Genomic DNA, 17,031 nt, shown 5'->3' on the forward strand with positions numbered 1-17,031 from the left:
GTGCTTGAATTCCCCCCATGATCGAGTTCACGCTGAGGAAGACGACGTCGGCACCGATCGAGAAGGTGTTCGACTCGCTCACCGACCATGCCGCCATCGCGGACGTGTCCATGGCACGTCGCAGCACACTGGATCGCGAGGGCGTCCCCGCACCCAACGGCGTCGGTGCCATCCGCCGGATCGAGGCGGTCGGACCGGCCATCGTCGAGGAGATCATCGAGTACGAGCGGCCGACCCGCTACGCGTACAAGATGCTCTCCGGCGCTCCGGTCCGCGACCACGTCGGAACGGTGACGCTGCGCCCCGCGGGGTCCGGCACGGAGGTCGAGTGGCACCTGCGGTCGACGCCTAAGATCCCTGGCTCGAATTGGCTACTGAAACCGTTGCTCAAGAGGGTGATCGGCGACTTGCTCGGTGGCGCCGTCAAGGCCGCTGAGCGGTCCTAGGCGGTTCCACCGATCCACGTCGTGGTGAAGCGCTGCTCGCGGATCAGCAGCTCAACCAGCTGGCTACCGATGAAGTTCTCCAGCTTGCCGCCGACCAGCGGAATCTTCACCTCGACCGTGGCGCGGAACTTCAGCCTGGAGCCGCCCCCATCCAGCGGCTCGAGCACCGCGGTGCCAGTCAGCGAGGCCGGTGAGTCCAGGATCGAGCCGGTGACGGTCGCCGTCGCCGACCCGTCGACGAGCGGGTCCCACCGCTCTTCGCGGCGGATCCGCAAATCGCCGCGGTGGAACTGGTTGACAACGGCCGGCATCCGGTCGGCCCGCAGCACCTGGGTGGTCACCACGTCGATGGTTCCGTCGTCGGCGACGTCCATCGAATCCAGCGTCGAGTCGTCTGCACCGGAATCGTCCAGCCGGGTCAGCCAGTACTGCTCTTCGCTGAACGCCTGGAGTACCGCTTTGACGGATTCCGCATAGTCAGTGGACATGTCGAAAGAACGCGGCATAGCTGGTCAGGCTACCGTCAACAACCAGGTAACCGGGTTCGAAGGGGGCACCGTGGGAACGGATTTCGCCGGCGCGCGCGTCGACGAGAACGTGCCGCTGGCCCCGTTGACCACGCTGCGCGTCGGGCCGGTCGCCTCCCAGGTCGTCACGTGTACCAGCGCCGAGCAAGTGGTCGCGTCGCTGCGCCACTTCGACGAGCTGAACGCGGCTCCGTTGCTGGTATTGGCGGGCGGCTCGAACCTGGTCGTATGCGACACGCTGACCGACCTGACCGTAATTCGATTGGCCAACAACGCAATTCGCATCGATGGCAGTACGCTGCGGGCCGAGGCGGGCGCGGTATGGGACGACGTGGTGGTCGCGGCGATCGACGCCGGGCTCGGCGGGCTGGAATGCCTGTCGGGAATCCCCGGGTCGGTGGGGGCCACCCCAGTGCAGAACGTCGGCGCCTACGGGGTCGAGGTGGCCGACACCATCACCCGGGTCCGGCTGTTGGACCGCCGCCGCGGCGAGGTCCGCTGGGCGTCCGCGGTCGAACTCGGCTTCGGGTATCGCACCAGCGTGTTGAAGCACTCCGACGCCGCCACGGTGCTGGAGGTGGAATTCTCCCTCGACCCGACCGGTCGCAGCGCGCCTCTGCGATACGGCGAGCTGATCAGCGCGCTGAACGCCACGGCCGGCGAGCGTGCCGACCCGGCGGCGGTGCGCGAGGCGGTACTCACCCTGCGGGCAGGCAAGGGCATGGTGCTCGACACCGCCGACCACGACACCTGGAGCGTCGGTTCGTTCTTTACCAATCCCGTTGTCACACAACAGTTCTACGAGGAGCTGGCGAACGGGACCGATCGTGCGGTGCCGCACTATCCGGCGCCCGACGGCGTCAAGCTGGCCGCGGGCTGGCTGGTCGAGCAGGCAGGCTTCGGTAAGGGCTACCCCGATGCCGGTGCACAGTGCCGGCTGTCCACCAAACACGCGCTGGCCCTGACCAACCGCGGCGGCGCCGGCAGCGACGATGTGCTCGCGCTGGCTCGCCGGGTGCGCGACGGTGTGCGTGATGTGTTTGGTGTCACATTGGTTCCCGAGCCGGTGCTGGTCGGCTGCTCCCTGTAGATCACACGCGGCGGAACGGCGCCGTTTTCGCCGGTATCTTGATGTCGTGACCACAGAGCGCGGCGACTCGCCGGTGACCCGGCGCCGGGCCCTTACCACCCTGGCAGTCAGCGTTTTTGCGCCCAGCGTGCTGGCCGCGTGCGGCGGACCGTCGGCCAAGGAGGCCGAAAAGGCCAAGCCTCCGGCGCAGGCCGCGCTGACGTTCCGCCCGGCCGACAAAGCCACCAAGGTGCTGCCGACCGCGCCGATCAGCGTCGAAGTGCGCGACGGCTGGTTCCAGCACGTCGCGCTGACCAACGCGGACGGCAAGGTGGTCGCCGGCACCCTCAACCGCGACCGGACGATCTACACGATCACCGAGCCGCTGGGGTACGACGGCACGTACACCTGGACCGGGTCAGCGGTCGGCCACGACGGCAAGCCCGTCCCGGTCAAGGGCGAGATCTCCACGATCGCGCCCACCAAGGTGATCGACGGCGGATTCCAGCTCGCCGACGGCCAGACCGTCGGGGTCGCGACGCCTATCATCATCCAGTTCGATGCGCCGATCGCGGACAAGGCCGCCGTCGAGCGCGCCCTGAAGATCACCACCGAGCCGCCCGTCGAGGGCAGCTGGGCGTGGCTGCCCGACGAGGCGCAGGGCGCCCGGGTGCACTACCGCACTCGCGAGTACTACCCGGCCGGCACCAAGGTCAACGTCGAGGCCAAGCTCTACGGGCTGGCCTTCGGCGACGGCGCCTACGGCAAACAGGACATGAGCCTGAAGATCGACATCGGTCGTCGTCAGGTGGTGAAGGCCGAAGTCTCCTCGCACCGCATCCAGGTGGTCCGCGACGAGGGCGTGATCATGGACTTTCCGTGCAGCTACGGCGAAGCCGACAAGCCCCGCAACGTGACCCGCAACGGGATCCACGTGGTCAGCGAGAAGTACTCGGACTTCTACATGTCCAACCCGGCGGCCGGCTACAGCCACGTCCACGAGCGCTGGGCGGTGCGGATCTCCAACAACGGCGAGTTCATCCACGCCAACCCGTCGAGCGCCGGCGCGCAGGGCAACAGCAACGTCACCAACGGCTGCATCAACCTCTCGACGTCCGACGCCGAGCAGTACTTTGCCAGCGCGATCTACGGCGATCCGGTCGAGGTCACCGGCAGCACCATCGAGTTGTCCTACGCCGACGGCGATATCTGGGACTGGGCTGTCGACTGGAACACCTGGGTCGGGATGTCGGCCCTACCGGCGCCCAGCGGCGCCAAGCCATCGCCGGTATCGGTTCCGCGCAGCGCCCCAGCCACTCCGCGCGACGCGCCGACGCTGTCCGGCACACCGACTACGACGACTAGTCCTGCGGGGCCCGGCGGCTGAACCGGCTGCCCGGCGCCTGATCGCGAGGCCGGATCACGATCAGGTCCAGGTCGACGTGCGACGGCCGCGACGCCACAAAGCCGATCACTTCGGCGACGTCAGCCGCGGTCAACGGTGTGATGCCCTGGTACACCGCGTCGGCACGGTCCTGATCACCGTCGAAACGCACCAGCGAGAACTCCGTCTGCACGGCCCCGGGTGCAATTTCGGTGAGCCGCACGGGCTTTCCGAGTAGCTCGCCGCGTAGCGTGCGGTGCAGCACTCCCTCGGCGTGCTTGGCGGCGGTGTAGCCCGAGCCGTTGTCGTAGGTCTCCAGCGCTGCGATCGAGGTCACGGTGACGATCAGGCCGTCGCCCGATGCGATCAGCTTGGGCAGCAGCGCCCGGGTGACCCGCAGCGTGCCCAGCACGTTGGTCTCCCACATCCAGCGCCAGTGGTCGAGATCAGCCTCGGCCACCGGCGCCAGGCCCTTGGCGCCGCCGGCATTGTTGACCAGCACATCTACCCGCCCCAGCCCGGCGGCCAAGGCGTCGACGGCGGCATCGTCCGTGACGTCGGCCACAACCGCGGATCCGCCGATTTCGGCAGCCAGCGCCTTGATCCGGTCGGCCCGTCGTGCCACCGCGACCACGTGAAAGCCTTGCGCTGCAAGAGCTCTCGCGGTCGCCTCGCCGATACCCGCGCTGGCACCGGTGACGACCGCGACGGGTTGGTCGCCGTTCGGGTCGTCAGAGGCGGTCGGATGCGGATTACGGGAACTCATCTGAACGACTCTAGTAACCGTGCTAAATTCCCCCTGTGTACTCGAGCACCTTGTTCGGCTGTCTGCCCGCGTGTTGTTGCGCGGGCTGCGCGTGTTGTTGCCGCGCAACTAGCCGCTCCTGAGCTAAGCGCCTAGCGCTCGCGACGGTGTGCGGCACAGACCGCCATCGGAACTCGGACAAGGAAATGCAAATGCGTTCAACGACTTTCACTTCTCATCAGCACAACCCCCTCGCGGCCGCTCGCCGTCGGGGCCCCGGACGGCACCGCGTGGTGGCGCCCTCGCTGCAACTCTCCGACGCTGCCGCGTCATCGGTCTTCCGGGCCGTGCGGCTGCGCGGCCCGATCGGGCGCGACGTCATCGCCCAGATCACGTCGCTGTCGATTGCGACGGTAAACCGCCAGGTCATCGCTCTGCTGGAGGCGGGCATCCTGCGGGAGCGGGCCGACCTGGCCGTCTCCGGCGCGATCGGGCGTCCCCGGGTGCCGGTCGAGGTCAACCACGAGCCGTTCCTGACGCTGGGCATCCATGTCGGCGCCCGGACCACCAGCATCGTCGCTACCGACCTGTTCGGCCGCACGTTGGATGCCGTCGAAACCCCGACTCCGCGGACCGCGCAAGGTCCGGCGCTGGCCGCCTTGGCCGACGGCGCCAAGCGCTACCTGCGGCGCTGGCATCGCCGGCGCGCGCTGTGGGTCGGTGTGGCGATCGGTGGCACGGTCGACGCTTCCAGCGGCCATGTCGACCACGCCCGCCTCGGCTGGCGGGACGCTCCGGTCGGTCCGGTGATCGCCGAGACGTTGGAGCTGCCGGTCTCGGTGGCCTCGCACGTCGACGCGATGGCCGCCGCCGAACTGCTGCTCGGCATGCGACGGTTTGGGCCGAATTCCTCGACCAGCCTGTATGTCTACGCCCGCGAGACTGTCGGTTACGCGCTCATGATCGACGGGCGGGTGCACAGCCCGGCGAGCGGACCGGGCACGATCACCAACCTGCCCGCGCATTCCGAGCTCCTCGGCGGCTCGGGGCTGCTGGAATCGACGGTCAGCGACGAGGCCGTGCTGGCCGCCGCGCGACGGCTGCGCATCTTGCCGACCCACGGCGGCCCCGCGAACGGCAGCGTGACCGAGGTGCTCAAGGCCGCCCGTGGCGGCAACCAGCAGGCCCAGGAGCTGCTCAACGAGCGGGCCCGCGTGCTCGGCGAGTCGGTCGCTCTGCTTCGCGACCTGCTCAACCCCGACGACCTGGTGGTCGGCGGACAGGCCTTCACCGAATACCCCGAGGGCATGAAGCGGGTCGAGGAGGCCTATAAGGCCCGGTTGGTGCTGCCGCCGCGCGACATTCGCATGACCGCGTTCGGCAACCGGGTGCAGGAGTCCGGCGCCGGCATCGTGTCACTGGCCGGGTTGTACGCCGACCCGCTGGGTGCCATGCGACGCGCCGCTCCGCCGGCGCCCGTCTACGAAGTCGACGTCGAGACACCCGCCTGACCTGCGTCTCTGGCCAGCCCTGCATGATGGCGGGGTGGGTTCCTCTGATCTGACCGATCCGCGTCGCGTCGCGGTGCTCGCGGTGCACACGTCGCCGCTCGCCCAGCCCGGCGTCGGCGATGCCGGCGGCATGAACGTTTACGTGCTGCAGAGCGCGCTGCACATGGCCCGCCGCGGCGTCGAGGTGGAAATCTTCACCCGGGCGACCGCGTCCACCGATCCCCCCATCGCGCGGGTCGCCCCCGGCGTGCTGGTACGCAACGTGGTGGCCGGACCGTTCGAAGGCCTGGACAAGTACGAATTGCCGACGCAGCTGTGCGCGTTCGCGGCCGGCGTACTGCGGGCCGAGGCCGCCCATGAGCCCGGCTATTACGACATCGTGCACTCGCACTACTGGCTGTCCGGTCAGGTCGGCTGGCTGGCCCGCGACCGCTGGTCAGTCCCGCTAGTGCACACCGCGCACACTCTGGCCGCGGTGAAGAACGCGGCACTGGCCGAGGGCGACACCCCGGAGCCGCCGCTCCGCACGGTCGGCGAGCAGCAGGTGGTCGACGAGGCCGACCGGCTGATCGCCAACACCGATGACGAAGCCGCGCAACTGGTTTCGCTGCATCATGCCGATCCCGCGCGGATCGACATCGCCCACCCCGGCGTGGACCTCGACGTGTTTCGTCCCGGCGACCGCCGCGCCGCGCGGGCCGAACTCGGCTTGCCCCCCGACCAGGATGTGGTGGCGTTCGTGGGGCGCATCCAACCGCTCAAGGGTCCCGACGTGTTGTTGCGTGCGGCGGCCAAGCTGCCCCGGGTTCATGTGGTGGTGGCCGGCGGGCCGTCGGGCAGCGGGCTGGCGGTTCCCGACGGCCTGGTTCGGCTCGCCGCCGATCTGGGTATCTCTGACCGGGTGACGTTCTTGCCCCCGCAGTCGCGGGAAGATCTCGTCACCGTGTTCCGGGCCGTCGACCTGGTGGCGGTGCCGAGCTACTCGGAATCGTTCGGTCTGGTGGCGTTGGAGGCGCAGGCATGCGGCACGCCCGTGGTTGCCGCGGCGGTAGGCGGCTTGCCGGTAGCGGTGCGCGACGGCGTCACCGGCGCGCTGGTGTCCGGCCACGACGCCGACCGGTGGGCGCACGCGATCGACGAGACGCTGAAGCTCGGCCCAGAAGCGTTGGGGCCGGCCGCGGTTGCGCACGCCAAGGACTTCTCCTGGGACAACACCGTCGACTCACTGCTGGCCAGCTACCGCCGGGCGATCGGTGACTTCACCGCACGCCGCGCGATGCGTGCGCTGCCCTCGACGCGGCGGTCCGCGCAGGCGGGACGACTGCCGTCGCGACGCAAGGCATGGGCATGACCGCCAACGGTGACAGCGGTGCACCGATCACGCACGCACAACGGATAATCGAAGACACGCTGGAAACCAGCGGACTGGAATACACCCGCCACGAGGGTGCGCACGGTGGCCTGCCGGGCCTGATCGTCGCCCTGCCCGGTGAGCGTCGGCTCAAGACCAACACGATCCTGAGCATCGGCGAGCACTCGGTGCGCGTGGAGGCGTTCGTCTGTCGCAAACCCGACGAAAATCACGAGGGCGTCTACAAGTTTCTGCTCAAGCGCAACCGCCGGCTGTACGGCGTCGCCTACACCCTCGACAACGTCGGCGACATCTATCTGGTCGGCCGGATGGCGCTGGCGTCGGTGGACGCCGCGGAGATCGACCGAGTGCTCGGCCAGGTCCTCGAGGCCGTCGACAACGACTTCAATACGTTGTTGGAGTTGGGTTTTCGCTCGTCGATCCAGAAAGAATGGGAGTGGCGGGTGTCGCGCGGCGAGTCGTTGAAGAACCTCGAAGCGTTCGCGCATCTGATCGAAGACGACGATGCAGAGCGCGAAGCGCGATGAGGAGGAGTCGAGCGTAGGGCCCGAAGACGACTAAGTCTTCGAGGGCTGGTCGGCGAGCGTAACGCCGCGGCTCATTTTTCCGGGTGTATCAAGACGTGGCGTTACGCACAGCGAAGGTCTCGCCTGCGCGTGAAATACTTCCCGCCATGGGAGACGCTGCTGCAACGCTGGTTCTGCTCCGCCACGGTGAAAGCGAATGGAACGCCAGTAACCAGTTCACCGGCTGGGTGGACGTCAACCTGACCGACAAGGGCCGCCGTGAAGCGGTCCGCGGCGGTGAATTGCTCGCCGAGCACGACCTGTTGCCCGACGTGCTGTACACCTCGCTGCTGCGCCGCGCGATCACCACCGCGCACCTAGCGCTGGATACCGCGGACCGGCTGTGGATCCCGGTGCACCGCACCTGGCGGCTCAACGAGCGGCACTACGGGGCCCTGCAGGGTCTCGACAAGTCCGAGATCAAGGAACGCTACGGCGACGAGCAGTTCATGACCTGGCGGCGCAGCTACGACACCCCGCCGCCGCCCATCGAAAAAGGCAGCAAGTACAGCCAGGACACCGACCCGCGCTACGTCGACATCGGGGGTGGCCCGCTCACCGAATGCCTGGCCGACGTGGTGGCCCGCTTCCTGCCGTACTTCACCGACGTCATCATGCCTGACCTGCGGGTCGGCAAGACGGTTCTGATCGCTGCGCACGGAAACTCGCTACGCGCCCTGGTGAAGTACCTCGACGGCATGTCCGACGCCGAGGTGACCGGTTTGAACATTCCGACCGGAATTCCTTTGCGCTACGACTTGGGCGCCGATATGCGCCCGTTGGTGCCCGGCGGCAGCTACCTCGACCCGGATGCGGCAGCGGCCGGTGCGGCCGCCGTGGCCAGCCAAGGCGCGAAGTAGCCGCCTGACCGCAGCAACTGGGCAAACGTCGGGTAAACGGCCACCGAACACCTGTCTCGTAGCCTGTGACATGACCGATTTTGGCCTTGTGCTGCTGGGTTGGCGTTCACCGAATTTGTAAGCTTTTCACGTGACCGTGTTCTCGGCCCTGTCACTGGCCGGGGTTTCGTTTCTCGCGGCCTTGGCCGTCGGGATCACCGTCGGCGCGCACTTGGCGCCGAGGGCGATCGAGCGACGGCAACGGGAGGCCGTCGAAGCGGCCGGAATCACGGTCGCGCAGATGCTTGATTGCATTGTCGCGTTGATGCCTCTGGGAGCCGCCGTCGTCGATCGGCACCGCGACGTCGTCTACCACAACGAACGGGCCAGAGAGCTGGGTCTGGTTCGCGAGCGCCAGCTTGACGACGAGGCCTGGAAGGCAGCCCGCAAGACCCTGGCCGATGGAGCCGACGTGGAATTCGACGTGCTGCCCGGCAAGCGGCAGGCCCCGGGTAGGGCCGGGCTGTCGGTGCATGGTCAGGCACGCCTGCTCAGCGAGGAGGATCGCCGGTTCGCCGTGGTCTTCGTCTACGACCACTCCGAATACGCGCGCATGGAGGCGACCCGCCGCGACTTCGTGGCCAACGTGAGCCACGAACTCAAGACGCCGGTGGGCGCAATGTCGGTGCTCGCCGAGGCCCTGCTGTCGTCGGCCGACGACCCGGAAACGGTGCGACGGTTCGGCGAGAAAGTTCTGGTCGAGGCCACCCGGCTGGGCAACATGGTCAGCGAGTTGATCGAGCTGTCCCGGCTGCAGGGCGCCGAGCGCATGCCCGACATGGGCGCTGTCGACGTCGACTCCGTTGTCGCCGAAGCTATTTCGCGCCACAAAGTGGCCGCCGAGAACGCCGACATCGTCGTGCGGACCGATGATGCCAGCGGCCTGCGGATGCACGGCGAGCAGGCCCTGCTGGTCACCGCGCTGGCCAACCTGGTTTCCAATGCCATCGCCTATTCGCCGCGCGGCTCGCTGGTCTCGATCAGCCGGCGGCGGCGCGGCGACAACATCGAGATCGCCGTCACCGACCGCGGCATCGGCATCGACCGCAAAGACCAGGAGCGCGTGTTCGAGCGATTCTTCCGCGCCGACAAGGCCCGTTCCCGGGCCACCGGCGGCACCGGACTCGGGCTGGCCATCGTCAAACATGTCGCCGCCAACCACGGCGGCAGCATCGGGCTATGGAGTCAGCTGGGAACCGGCTCGACGTTCACCCTGTCGATCCCCGCCTACGCCGGCGACGTCGAGCCGACCGAACTGCCACCCGAGCGCGAGTCGCGCCCCATGAAGCCCCTACGGGAGCCCCAACGAGAGGAAGAACTACACCGATGAGCACTGAGGAGTCACGCCCGTGACAAGTGTCCTGATCGTGGAGGACGAAGAATCGCTGGCGGATCCGCTGGCGTTCCTGCTCCGCAAGGAAGGCTTCGAGGCCACCGTGGTGACCGACGGCCAGACCGCTCTGGCCGAATTCGACAGATCCGGCGCCGACATTGTGCTGCTCGACCTGATGCTACCGGGCATGTCGGGCACCGACGTGTGCAAGCAGTTGCGGTCGCGCTCCAGCGTGCCGGTGATTATGGTGACCGCTCGCGACAGCGAGATCGACAAGGTGGTTGGTTTGGAGCTGGGCGCGGATGACTACGTCACCAAGCCCTATTCGGCCCGCGAGTTGATTGCCCGCATCCGCGCGGTGCTACGCCGCGGCGGCGATGACGACTCCGAAGTCACCGACGGCGTGCTGGAGTCCGGCCCGGTCCGGATGGATGTAGAGCGTCACGTCGTTTCGGTGAACGGTGAGGCAATTACGTTGCCGCTCAAGGAGTTCGACCTACTCGAATACCTGATGCGCAACAGTGGCCGAGTGCTGACACGTGGACAGTTGATCGACCGGGTGTGGGGTGCCGACTATGTCGGCGACACCAAGACGCTCGACGTCCACGTCAAGCGGCTGCGCTCCAAGATCGAGTCCGATCCGGCAAACCCGATCCACTTGGTGACCGTGCGCGGCCTCGGCTACAAGCTCGAAGGCTAGATCCGCGGCTCGAGCCGCTACTCGGCGGCCCGGGTCGCGGGATGCACGGCGATCAGCCCTAAGCCGTTGCGCCGCTTACACATTGCGGCGAGCTCGGCATAGGCCTTCTCGCCGAGCAGCTCGGTCAACTCCGGGCCCATGCTTTGCCATACCTGTTCGGCGCCGACGTGGGCGGCCGGATCGCCGGTGCAGTACCAGTGCAGGTCGGCGCCGCCGGCGCCCCAGCCGCGTCGATCGTATTCGGTGACAGTCGTTTTCAAGATCTCGCTGCCGTCCGGACGCGTCACCCATTCCTGACTGCGACGAATGGGCAACTGCCAGCAGACATCTGGCTTCAAGGTCAGCGGCTGCACACCGATTTTCAATGCCTTGGAATGAAGCGCGCAGCCTTGGCCGCCCGGGAAGTCGGGACGGTTCAAGAAGATGCAGGCGCCCTTGTACTTACGGGTGCGGAACTGCTCTTCGCCCTCGTGCTCGTCGAGTTCGAGATAGCCCTTGCGGCCCAGGCCCTTCTCGCGAAATTGCCAGTCGTCGTCGGTGAGCGTGGACACAGCGTCGTCGAGGCGAGCGCGATCGTCGTCGTCGGAGAGGAACGCGCCGTGCGAGCAGCAGCCGTCGTCGGGACGATTCTCGACCGTGCCCTGACAGGCCGGTGTCCCGAACACACACGTCCATCGGGAGAGCAGCCAGGTCAGGTCGGCGGCAATCAGATGTTCCGGGTTGTCTGGGTCGAAGAACTCGACCCACTCACGGGCAAAGTCCAATTCGACTTCGCCGGGATGCTCAGGGTGCGCACTTGCCACAGTTTTAACGGTAGACCAATCTGCGGCCTGGCTGGTCACACGTAAGGTTGTGTCCTGTGCGATTAGGTGTTCTCGACGTCGGCAGCAACACGGTGAACCTGCTCGTGGTGGACGCTCGTCGCGGCGGCCATCCCACGCCGATGAGTTCGACCAAAGCCACGCTGCGTTTGGCCGAGTCGATCGACAACTCCGGCAAGATCACCCGCAAGGGCGCCGACAAGCTGATCGAGACGATCGAGGAATTCGAAAAGATCGCCGACAGCTCCGGTTGCGCAGAATTGATGGCCTTCGCCACCTCAGCGGTGCGCGACGCCAAGAACTCCGACGACCTGCTGTCCCGGGTCCGCAAGGAGACCGGCGTCCAGCTACAGGTACTCCGCGGCGTCGACGAATCGCGGCTGACGTTCCTCGCGGTCCGCCGCTGGTACGGCTGGAGCGCGGGCCGGATCATCAACCTCGACATCGGTGGCGGCTCGCTGGAGTTGTCCAACGGCGTCGACGAGGAGCCCGAGGTCGCGATGTCATTGCCGCTGGGGGCCGGGCGGCTGACCCGCGAATGGCTCAACGACGACCCACCGGGCCGGCGCCGTGTCGGCATGCTGCGTGATTGGTTGGACGCCGAACTGGCCGATGCGGCCACCAAAATGCTTGACGCGGGCAGCCCCGATCTGGCGGTTGCGACCTCGAAGACATTTCGTTCGCTGGCCCGCCTCACCGGCGCGGCGCCATCGGCGGCGGGGCCCCGCGTCAAGAGAACGCTAACGGCAAATGGCCTCAGACAACTCATATCTTTCATCTCTAGGATGACGACCGCTGACCGTGCAGAACTGGAAGGGGTGAGCGCCGAGCGAGCGCCGCAAATCGTGGCAGGAGCTCTGGTCGCAGAGGCGAGTATGCGAGCGCTGTCGATAGAAACGGTGGACATTTGCCCGTGGGCGCTACGAGAAGGTCTCATTTTGCGCAAACTCGACAGTGAAGCTGACGGAACCGCTCTCGTAGAGACGTCGGTGCGGGATGCTGGAGGTCGGCAAGCCAATCGGAACGGTGGCAAGAAATGAGCGGACCCAACGACACCACCCGACCAATCTCGGTTGCCGAGCTGCTTGCGAAGAACGGCACGCACGGTGCTCCGGCCCCGACACGCCGCCGCCGTCGTCGCGGCAACTCCGATGCGGTCACCGTCGCCGAGCTGACCGGTGAGATCCCCGTCATCACCGACGAGACTGACCCCTCCGCCGACGAGCACTCCGCGCCGGAATCGCGGGTAGATCGCGCTAACGGGCGCTCCCGCGTCGAGGACGAGGTCGTCGAGGCTCCTGCTGAAGAGGCGCCGGCGGAGAAGTTTTGGTCCGAGCCCGAGCCTCGATGGCCGCCGTCTGCGCCGCCGCGGCCGCGCGAAGAGGGCGCCCAGGCGCGGCAATCCCGTCCGCAGCGCAGCGCCTACCCGCGCCCGGTCCGCAACAACGTCCGCCCGGAGCGCGAGCGCTCCGAATTGCGCGACGAGACGTCGGCAGACCGGGCCGGCGCCGAGGGAATGATCCCCGACCCGCTCGAGGACTACGCGGGCATGTCGGTTGATGTGATGGACACCGACGTTCGCGACGCCGAGCCGGCCATCGAAGACTCCGCCTATGTGCGCTCGTATCTGCGGTCATCCGCGAGCAAGGGCGACGTCGACGCGCGGTATCACGACATCGACGACGTCGCCGAGGAAGAGGATTACCCCGAGGACGAGTCCGACGAGCCGCAAACATGGTCGCGTGCCGACGCCGTGAAGTTCGGCGGAGCGGTTGTCCTGCAGTCGCTTCTGGCCGTCGGATTCGGGGCCGGGTTATTTATTGCGTTCGACCAGCTATGGCGCTGGAACAACATCGTTGCGCTGGTCCTCTCGGTGCTCGTCATCCTCGGCCTGGTGGTCGGTGTGCGGGTGGTGCGCAAGACCGAGGACTTCGGCAGCACGCTGATCGCGGTGGCGGTGGGGGCACTGGTCACGTTCGGGCCCCTGGCGTTGTTGCAATCCGGCTGAGCCGCAACAAGTCCACGTGCGCCCAGCAATCAAGGTCGGTCTGTCAACGGCCTCGGTCTATCCGATGAAGACCGAGGCCGCTTTCGAGTTCGCGGCCAATCTCGGCTACGACGGTGTCGAGCTGATGGTGTGGGGCGAATCGGTCAGCCAGGACATCGACGCCGTCGCCAAGCTGTCACGGAAGTATCGGGTACCGGTGCTGTCGGTGCATGCGCCGTGCCTGTTGATCTCGCAGCGGGTCTGGGGTGCGAATCCGATTGCCAAGCTGGACCGCAGCGTCCGCGCCGCCGAGAAACTCGGCGCGCAGACCGTCGTCGTGCATCCGCCGTTCCGCTGGCAGCGCCGCTACGTCGAGGGCTTCACCGAGCAGGTGGCGGAGTTGGAGGAGTCCAGCGACGTGCTGGTCGCCGTGGAGAACATGTTCCCGTTCCGCACCGACCGGTTCTTCCCGGGCCAGACGAAGGAGCGGATGCGTCGTCGCGGCGGGGGACCGGGGCTAGGAATTTCGGCATTCGCGCCGTCCTACGACCCGCTTGACGGCAATCACGCGCATTACACGCTCGACCTGTCGCATTCGGCGACCGCGGGCACCGACGCCATCGACATGGCCGAGCGAATGGGTGAGGGCTTGGTGCACCTGCACTTATGCGACGGCACCGGACTGCCCGCAGACGAGCACCTCCCGCCGGGTCGCGGCAGCCAACCGGTCGTCGAGGTATGCCAAATGCTGGCTACCGGTGACTTCGCCGGCCACGTAGTGCTGGAGGTATCCACTTCCTCGGCGCGTTCAGTCCATGAGCGCGAAGCCATGCTGGCCGAGTCGCTGCAATTCGCTCGTACGCACCTATTGCGTTGACAGACAAGGGAACTCCAACCTCACATGACCGCGCTATTCACCGAGGCGATGGAGCTTCGCGAAATCGAGTCCGACGGCGTCCACACCGTCTACGAGGGCGAGCTGAACAAGATCTGGACCATCGGGCCCAAGGTGCATGGTGGAGTCATGGTTGCGTTGTGCGCCAACGCCGCTCGCTCAGCACACGGCGGACCCGTTGAGCCGGTCGCGGTCTCGGCCAGCTTTTTGTCGGCACCCGACCCTGGTCCGATGCGGCTGACGACGTCGATGCGCAAACGCGGCCGCCGGATCAGCGTGGTCGACGTCGAATTGATCCAGGGCGAGCGCGCCGCCGTGCACGCGGTGGTCACGCTGGGGGAGCCGGAGCACCTGGCGCCGCCCCTGCTGTCGGCCAATCCGGTGGCAGGTCTGATGGACCCCGAGCCGCCCGCGGACATCGCGGCGGTCGAACCGGGCCATCGGTTGCGCGGGCTGGTCAACCTGGCCGAGGGTTGCGAGATCCGCACGCGCGAGTCGACGCTCGACATCTCGGCAGACGGCCGTCCGCCGGTAATCCAGAACTGGGTTCGCCCGCGCGACGCGGCGCCCGACGTGCTGTTCGCATTGATGTGCGGTGACATCTCGGCGCCGGTGAGCTTTGCCGTCGACCGCACCGGCTGGGCGCCCACCGTGCAGCTGACCGCCTACCTGCGGGGTCTGCCGGCCGACGGTTGGCTGCGGGTGGTGTGCACGTGTGTGCAGATCGGCCAGGATTGGTTCGACGAAGACCACACCGTCGTCGACTCGACGGGCCGCATCATCGTGCAGAGCCGTCAGCTGGCCATGGTGCCCGCCCCCTGACCCTCGAGGCCGCGGTCCGCTATTTCAAAATTGCTCGTCCCTGAATACAGCACACGGAGGCTTGCAAAGGGCTCGCGTGTGCGAAGATGCGGCATGGCCGACTGCGGATCGAACGGGTGGAGCATAATAACGTCGGCGCAAGCGAATTCAAATGTTGCGGGTATATTGGCTGGCTTCCTATTTTTTGGGCTCGTTTACCTTCTGGGTAGAAGCGAAAAGCGTGAAGAAGTGGTGCTGCTTTTTACAGCTAGCTTTATTGTATTGGCATTCGCCAGCTTTTTGTTCAGCCGCCTCTCCGGTTTTTCGGTGCAATCGACTCTTGATCCGCGCGCCACCGCAGATGCCTGTAAAGCGGCGTGGATGGCGGGGATGATCGCTATCGCGATGCTGGTGGTCGGTGCCGCAACGATGGTGGTGGGCCTGGGCTACGTGTTGGTGGCCTACAACGCCGAATCCGAGCGGCGTTACTTACAGCGGCTGGCCACGGCGACAGCGGTGGGCGTTCTGGCCGGCACCATTTTCATGCTTTACACTTCGACGAATTTCTATGAGGTACTCCTGGACAGTCCAGACAAATTGCTCACCTGGACATTCATTGTGGTGGCAATTCTGATGGCTTTATTGATCGCTGTCATTACCTACACGTCATCTCGGGGCTCCAGCCGGCGGGAGCGTCGGGATAAGTACATTGAGTGGTCGGTGTATGTCATAGGCGGCTTTGGAATTTCTGGAGCGGCTTTGACCGGCATCACTGCTCGAATCGACCCGTCCTATGCAGTTTCCTGGTTGGTCATCGCCGTCTCGGCTGGCTTCCCGGGGGTCATTGTGATCATGCTCGCCGGAGGCATCGTTGACGGAAGGGACGAGAAGGCCCGGGCGAAGGAGAAAGCGTCGCCCGGCTCGATGGGTGGTCTGCAGCGCCCGTAGAGGTGCGCGTGCGCCGCGCTTGCGATCGCCTTGATGCTCAAACGTCACATCCGTCTGCCATGCTGAACGACATGGCCAGAATCGCGCTCGTCGGCGGGGGAAGCATGGGCGAGGCCCTGCTGTCGGGCTTGCTGCGCGCCGGACGGCAGGTCAAAGACCTGGTGGTCGCCGAGAAGTCACCCGACCGCGCCCGCTACCTGGCTGAGACCTACGGCGTCCTGGTGACCTCGCTGCCCGACGCGGTGGAGAACGCCACGTTCGTCATCATCGCCGTCAAGCCCTCGGACGTCACGTCGGTAATCGGCGAGATCGGAAAGGTGGCCGCGGACGCCGCGCATGACAGCCCGGATCAGGTGTTCATCACCGTCGCGGCCGGGGTGACGACGGCGTATCTGGAATCCAAGCTGCTTGCCGGTACTCCGGTCGTGCGGGTGATGCCCAACGCCCCGGCGTTGGTCGGCGCCGGGATCAGCGCGATGGCGGCAGGCCGTTTTGCGACCCCTGAGCAGCTCAAGGAGGTCGCGGCGCTGTTCGACTCGGTAGGAGCGGTGCTGACGGTCTCAGAAGACCACTTGGACGCCGTCACGGCGGTCTCCGGGTCGGGACCGGCGTACTTCTTCTTGATGATCGAGGCGTTGATCGATGCCGGGGTGGCGGCCGGGCTGAGCCGCGCCGTCTCGACCGAGCTCGTCGCGCAGACGGTTGCTGGTTCGGCGGCGCTCTTGCTGGACCGCATCGAACAAGATCGCGGAACAGGCCCGGATTCACGCCGCGACCTGTCGCTGGACACCACCGCGGCACGGCTGCGCGCCATTGTTACCTCGCCCGGTGGCACTACCGCCGCTGCGCTGCGGGAATTAGAAAAAGGTGGTTTGCGCACGGCCGTCGATGCGGCTGTGCAGGCCGCAAAAACACGCTCTGAGCAGCTAAGAATTACATCTGAGTAATTTATAGAATTTTATTTATTTGCCACCACCCGTCGCAATAACCACACGAGTCCCGCTATTCTCCTTGTTGGTATGCACCT

The 17,031-nt window shown here is 66.6% G+C and carries 17 protein-coding genes and 1 pseudogene; 15 read left to right on the forward strand and 3 right to left on the reverse strand.

Going from position 1 to position 17,031, the window contains the following annotated elements:
- The first annotated feature begins 17 nt into the window (after positions 1-17).
- Positions 18-446 carry an SRPBCC family protein gene (locus MKK62_RS13290; RefSeq protein ID WP_240260640.1) on the forward strand — a complete coding sequence of 143 codons (429 nt, stop codon included), beginning with the start codon at positions 18-20 and terminating at the stop codon, positions 444-446.
- Here MKK62_RS13290 and MKK62_RS13295 read toward each other — a convergent pair.
- Positions 443-952: a DUF2505 domain-containing protein gene (locus MKK62_RS13295; protein ID WP_240260638.1), complete on the reverse strand. Its 510-nt coding sequence runs from the start codon at positions 950-952 to the stop codon at positions 443-445. The genes MKK62_RS13290 and MKK62_RS13295 overlap by 4 nt on opposite strands.
- Here MKK62_RS13295 and MKK62_RS13300 point away from each other — a divergent pair.
- Positions 933-2,063, forward strand: coding sequence for a UDP-N-acetylmuramate dehydrogenase (locus MKK62_RS13300; RefSeq protein ID WP_240260636.1), 1,131 nt, complete (start codon positions 933-935; stop codon positions 2,061-2,063). The two genes, MKK62_RS13295 and MKK62_RS13300, sit on opposite strands and share 20 nt — an antisense overlap.
- A 46-nt stretch (positions 2,064-2,109) precedes the next feature.
- Positions 2,110-3,429, forward strand: coding sequence for a L,D-transpeptidase (locus tag MKK62_RS13305; RefSeq protein WP_240260634.1), 1,320 nt, complete (start codon positions 2,110-2,112; stop codon positions 3,427-3,429).
- Here MKK62_RS13305 and MKK62_RS13310 read toward each other — a convergent pair.
- A complete protein-coding gene (locus tag MKK62_RS13310) occupies positions 3,404-4,192 on the reverse strand; it encodes an SDR family NAD(P)-dependent oxidoreductase (RefSeq protein ID WP_240260632.1) in 789 nt (262 codons plus the stop codon). The genes MKK62_RS13305 and MKK62_RS13310 overlap by 26 nt on opposite strands.
- 191 nt (positions 4,193-4,383) lie before the next feature.
- Here MKK62_RS13310 and MKK62_RS13315 point away from each other — a divergent pair, with 191 nt between their 5' ends.
- From MKK62_RS13315 to regX, 6 genes and pseudogenes are all read left to right on the forward strand, one after another.
- The gene (locus MKK62_RS13315; protein ID WP_240260630.1) at positions 4,384-5,682 is read left to right on the forward strand and encodes an ROK family protein; all 1,299 of its coding nucleotides are present in this window, start codon (positions 4,384-4,386) and stop codon (positions 5,680-5,682) included.
- Position 5,683: 1 nt separating this feature from the next.
- On the forward strand, positions 5,684-7,033 hold the full coding sequence (gene mshA / locus MKK62_RS13320; protein ID WP_434085086.1) for a D-inositol-3-phosphate glycosyltransferase: 1,350 nt from the start codon (positions 5,684-5,686) through the stop codon (positions 7,031-7,033).
- A pseudogene (locus tag MKK62_RS13325) lies at positions 7,030-7,615 on the forward strand (type III secretion system chaperone family protein). Before mshA ends, MKK62_RS13325 begins: the two are co-directional and overlap by 4 nt.
- A 112-nt stretch (positions 7,616-7,727) precedes the next feature.
- Positions 7,728-8,480: a phosphoglyceromutase gene (locus tag MKK62_RS13330; protein WP_240260627.1), complete on the forward strand. Its 753-nt coding sequence runs from the start codon at positions 7,728-7,730 to the stop codon at positions 8,478-8,480.
- A gap of 130 nt (positions 8,481-8,610) precedes the next feature.
- Positions 8,611-9,849 (forward strand): sensor histidine kinase, encoded by a 1,239-nt coding sequence (locus MKK62_RS13335; protein ID WP_240260625.1) that lies wholly within the window; start codon positions 8,611-8,613, stop codon positions 9,847-9,849.
- A 19-nt stretch (positions 9,850-9,868) separates the two neighbouring features.
- Positions 9,869-10,552 (forward strand): two-component sensory transduction protein RegX, encoded by a 684-nt coding sequence (regX, locus tag MKK62_RS13340; protein ID WP_240260623.1) that lies wholly within the window; start codon positions 9,869-9,871, stop codon positions 10,550-10,552.
- Between the two features lie 17 nt (positions 10,553-10,569).
- Here regX and MKK62_RS13345 read toward each other — a convergent pair whose 3' ends face one another.
- Complete coding sequence (locus MKK62_RS13345) at positions 10,570-11,355, reverse strand: DUF3109 family protein (protein ID WP_240260620.1); 786 nt, start codon at positions 11,353-11,355, stop codon at positions 10,570-10,572.
- Positions 11,356-11,411: 56 nt separating this feature from the next.
- Between MKK62_RS13345 and MKK62_RS13350 the strand changes: the two genes are divergently transcribed.
- The 6 genes from MKK62_RS13350 to proC all read left to right on the forward strand — a co-directional run bounded on the left by MKK62_RS13350 (position 11,412) and on the right by proC (position 16,951).
- Entirely contained in the window at positions 11,412-12,413 is a 1,002-nt protein-coding gene (locus MKK62_RS13350; protein WP_240260619.1) for a Ppx/GppA family phosphatase, read from the forward strand.
- Positions 12,410-13,381, forward strand: a complete 972-nt coding sequence (locus MKK62_RS13355; RefSeq protein ID WP_240260618.1) for an Rv0497 family membrane protein — start codon at positions 12,410-12,412, stop codon at positions 13,379-13,381. Before MKK62_RS13350 ends, MKK62_RS13355 begins: the two co-directional genes overlap by 4 nt.
- 16 nt (positions 13,382-13,397) lie before the next feature.
- Positions 13,398-14,237, forward strand: a complete 840-nt coding sequence (locus tag MKK62_RS13360; RefSeq protein WP_240260617.1) for a sugar phosphate isomerase/epimerase family protein — start codon at positions 13,398-13,400, stop codon at positions 14,235-14,237.
- A 24-nt stretch (positions 14,238-14,261) separates the two neighbouring features.
- Entirely contained in the window at positions 14,262-15,077 is an 816-nt protein-coding gene (locus MKK62_RS13365; RefSeq protein WP_240260616.1) for a thioesterase family protein, read from the forward strand.
- A gap of 93 nt (positions 15,078-15,170) precedes the next feature.
- Entirely contained in the window at positions 15,171-16,004 is an 834-nt protein-coding gene (locus MKK62_RS13370) for a hypothetical protein (protein WP_240260615.1), read from the forward strand.
- Between the two features lie 71 nt (positions 16,005-16,075).
- Entirely contained in the window at positions 16,076-16,951 is an 876-nt protein-coding gene (gene proC, locus MKK62_RS13375) for a pyrroline-5-carboxylate reductase (RefSeq protein WP_240260614.1), read from the forward strand.
- Positions 16,952-17,031 lie beyond the last annotated feature (80 nt).

This window comes from Mycobacterium paraterrae, assembly GCF_022430545.2.
Classification (GTDB): Bacteria; Actinomycetota; Actinomycetes; order Mycobacteriales; family Mycobacteriaceae; genus Mycobacterium; species Mycobacterium paraterrae.

Excerpts from the sequence above, each read along its gene's own strand:
- proC (WP_240260614.1), top strand. The coding sequence starts at position 16,076 with ATGGCCAGAATCGCGCTCGTCGGCGGGGGAAGCATGGGCGAGGCCCTG.
- MKK62_RS13365 (WP_240260616.1), top strand. The coding sequence starts at position 14,262 with ATGACCGCGCTATTCACCGAGGCGATGGAGCTTCGCGAAATCGAGTCC.
- MKK62_RS13310 (WP_240260632.1), bottom strand. The coding sequence starts at position 4,192 with ATGAGTTCCCGTAATCCGCATCCGACCGCCTCTGACGACCCGAACGGC.
- MKK62_RS13330 (WP_240260627.1), top strand. The coding sequence starts at position 7,728 with ATGGGAGACGCTGCTGCAACGCTGGTTCTGCTCCGCCACGGTGAAAGC.
- MKK62_RS13355 (WP_240260618.1), top strand. The coding sequence starts at position 12,410 with ATGAGCGGACCCAACGACACCACCCGACCAATCTCGGTTGCCGAGCTG.
- MKK62_RS13290 (WP_240260640.1), top strand. The coding sequence starts at position 18 with ATGATCGAGTTCACGCTGAGGAAGACGACGTCGGCACCGATCGAGAAG.
- MKK62_RS13370 (WP_240260615.1), top strand. The coding sequence starts at position 15,171 with ATGGCCGACTGCGGATCGAACGGGTGGAGCATAATAACGTCGGCGCAA.
- MKK62_RS13315 (WP_240260630.1), top strand. The coding sequence starts at position 4,384 with ATGCGTTCAACGACTTTCACTTCTCATCAGCACAACCCCCTCGCGGCC.
- MKK62_RS13300 (WP_240260636.1), top strand. The coding sequence starts at position 933 with ATGTCGAAAGAACGCGGCATAGCTGGTCAGGCTACCGTCAACAACCAG.
- MKK62_RS13295 (WP_240260638.1), bottom strand. The coding sequence starts at position 952 with ATGCCGCGTTCTTTCGACATGTCCACTGACTATGCGGAATCCGTCAAA.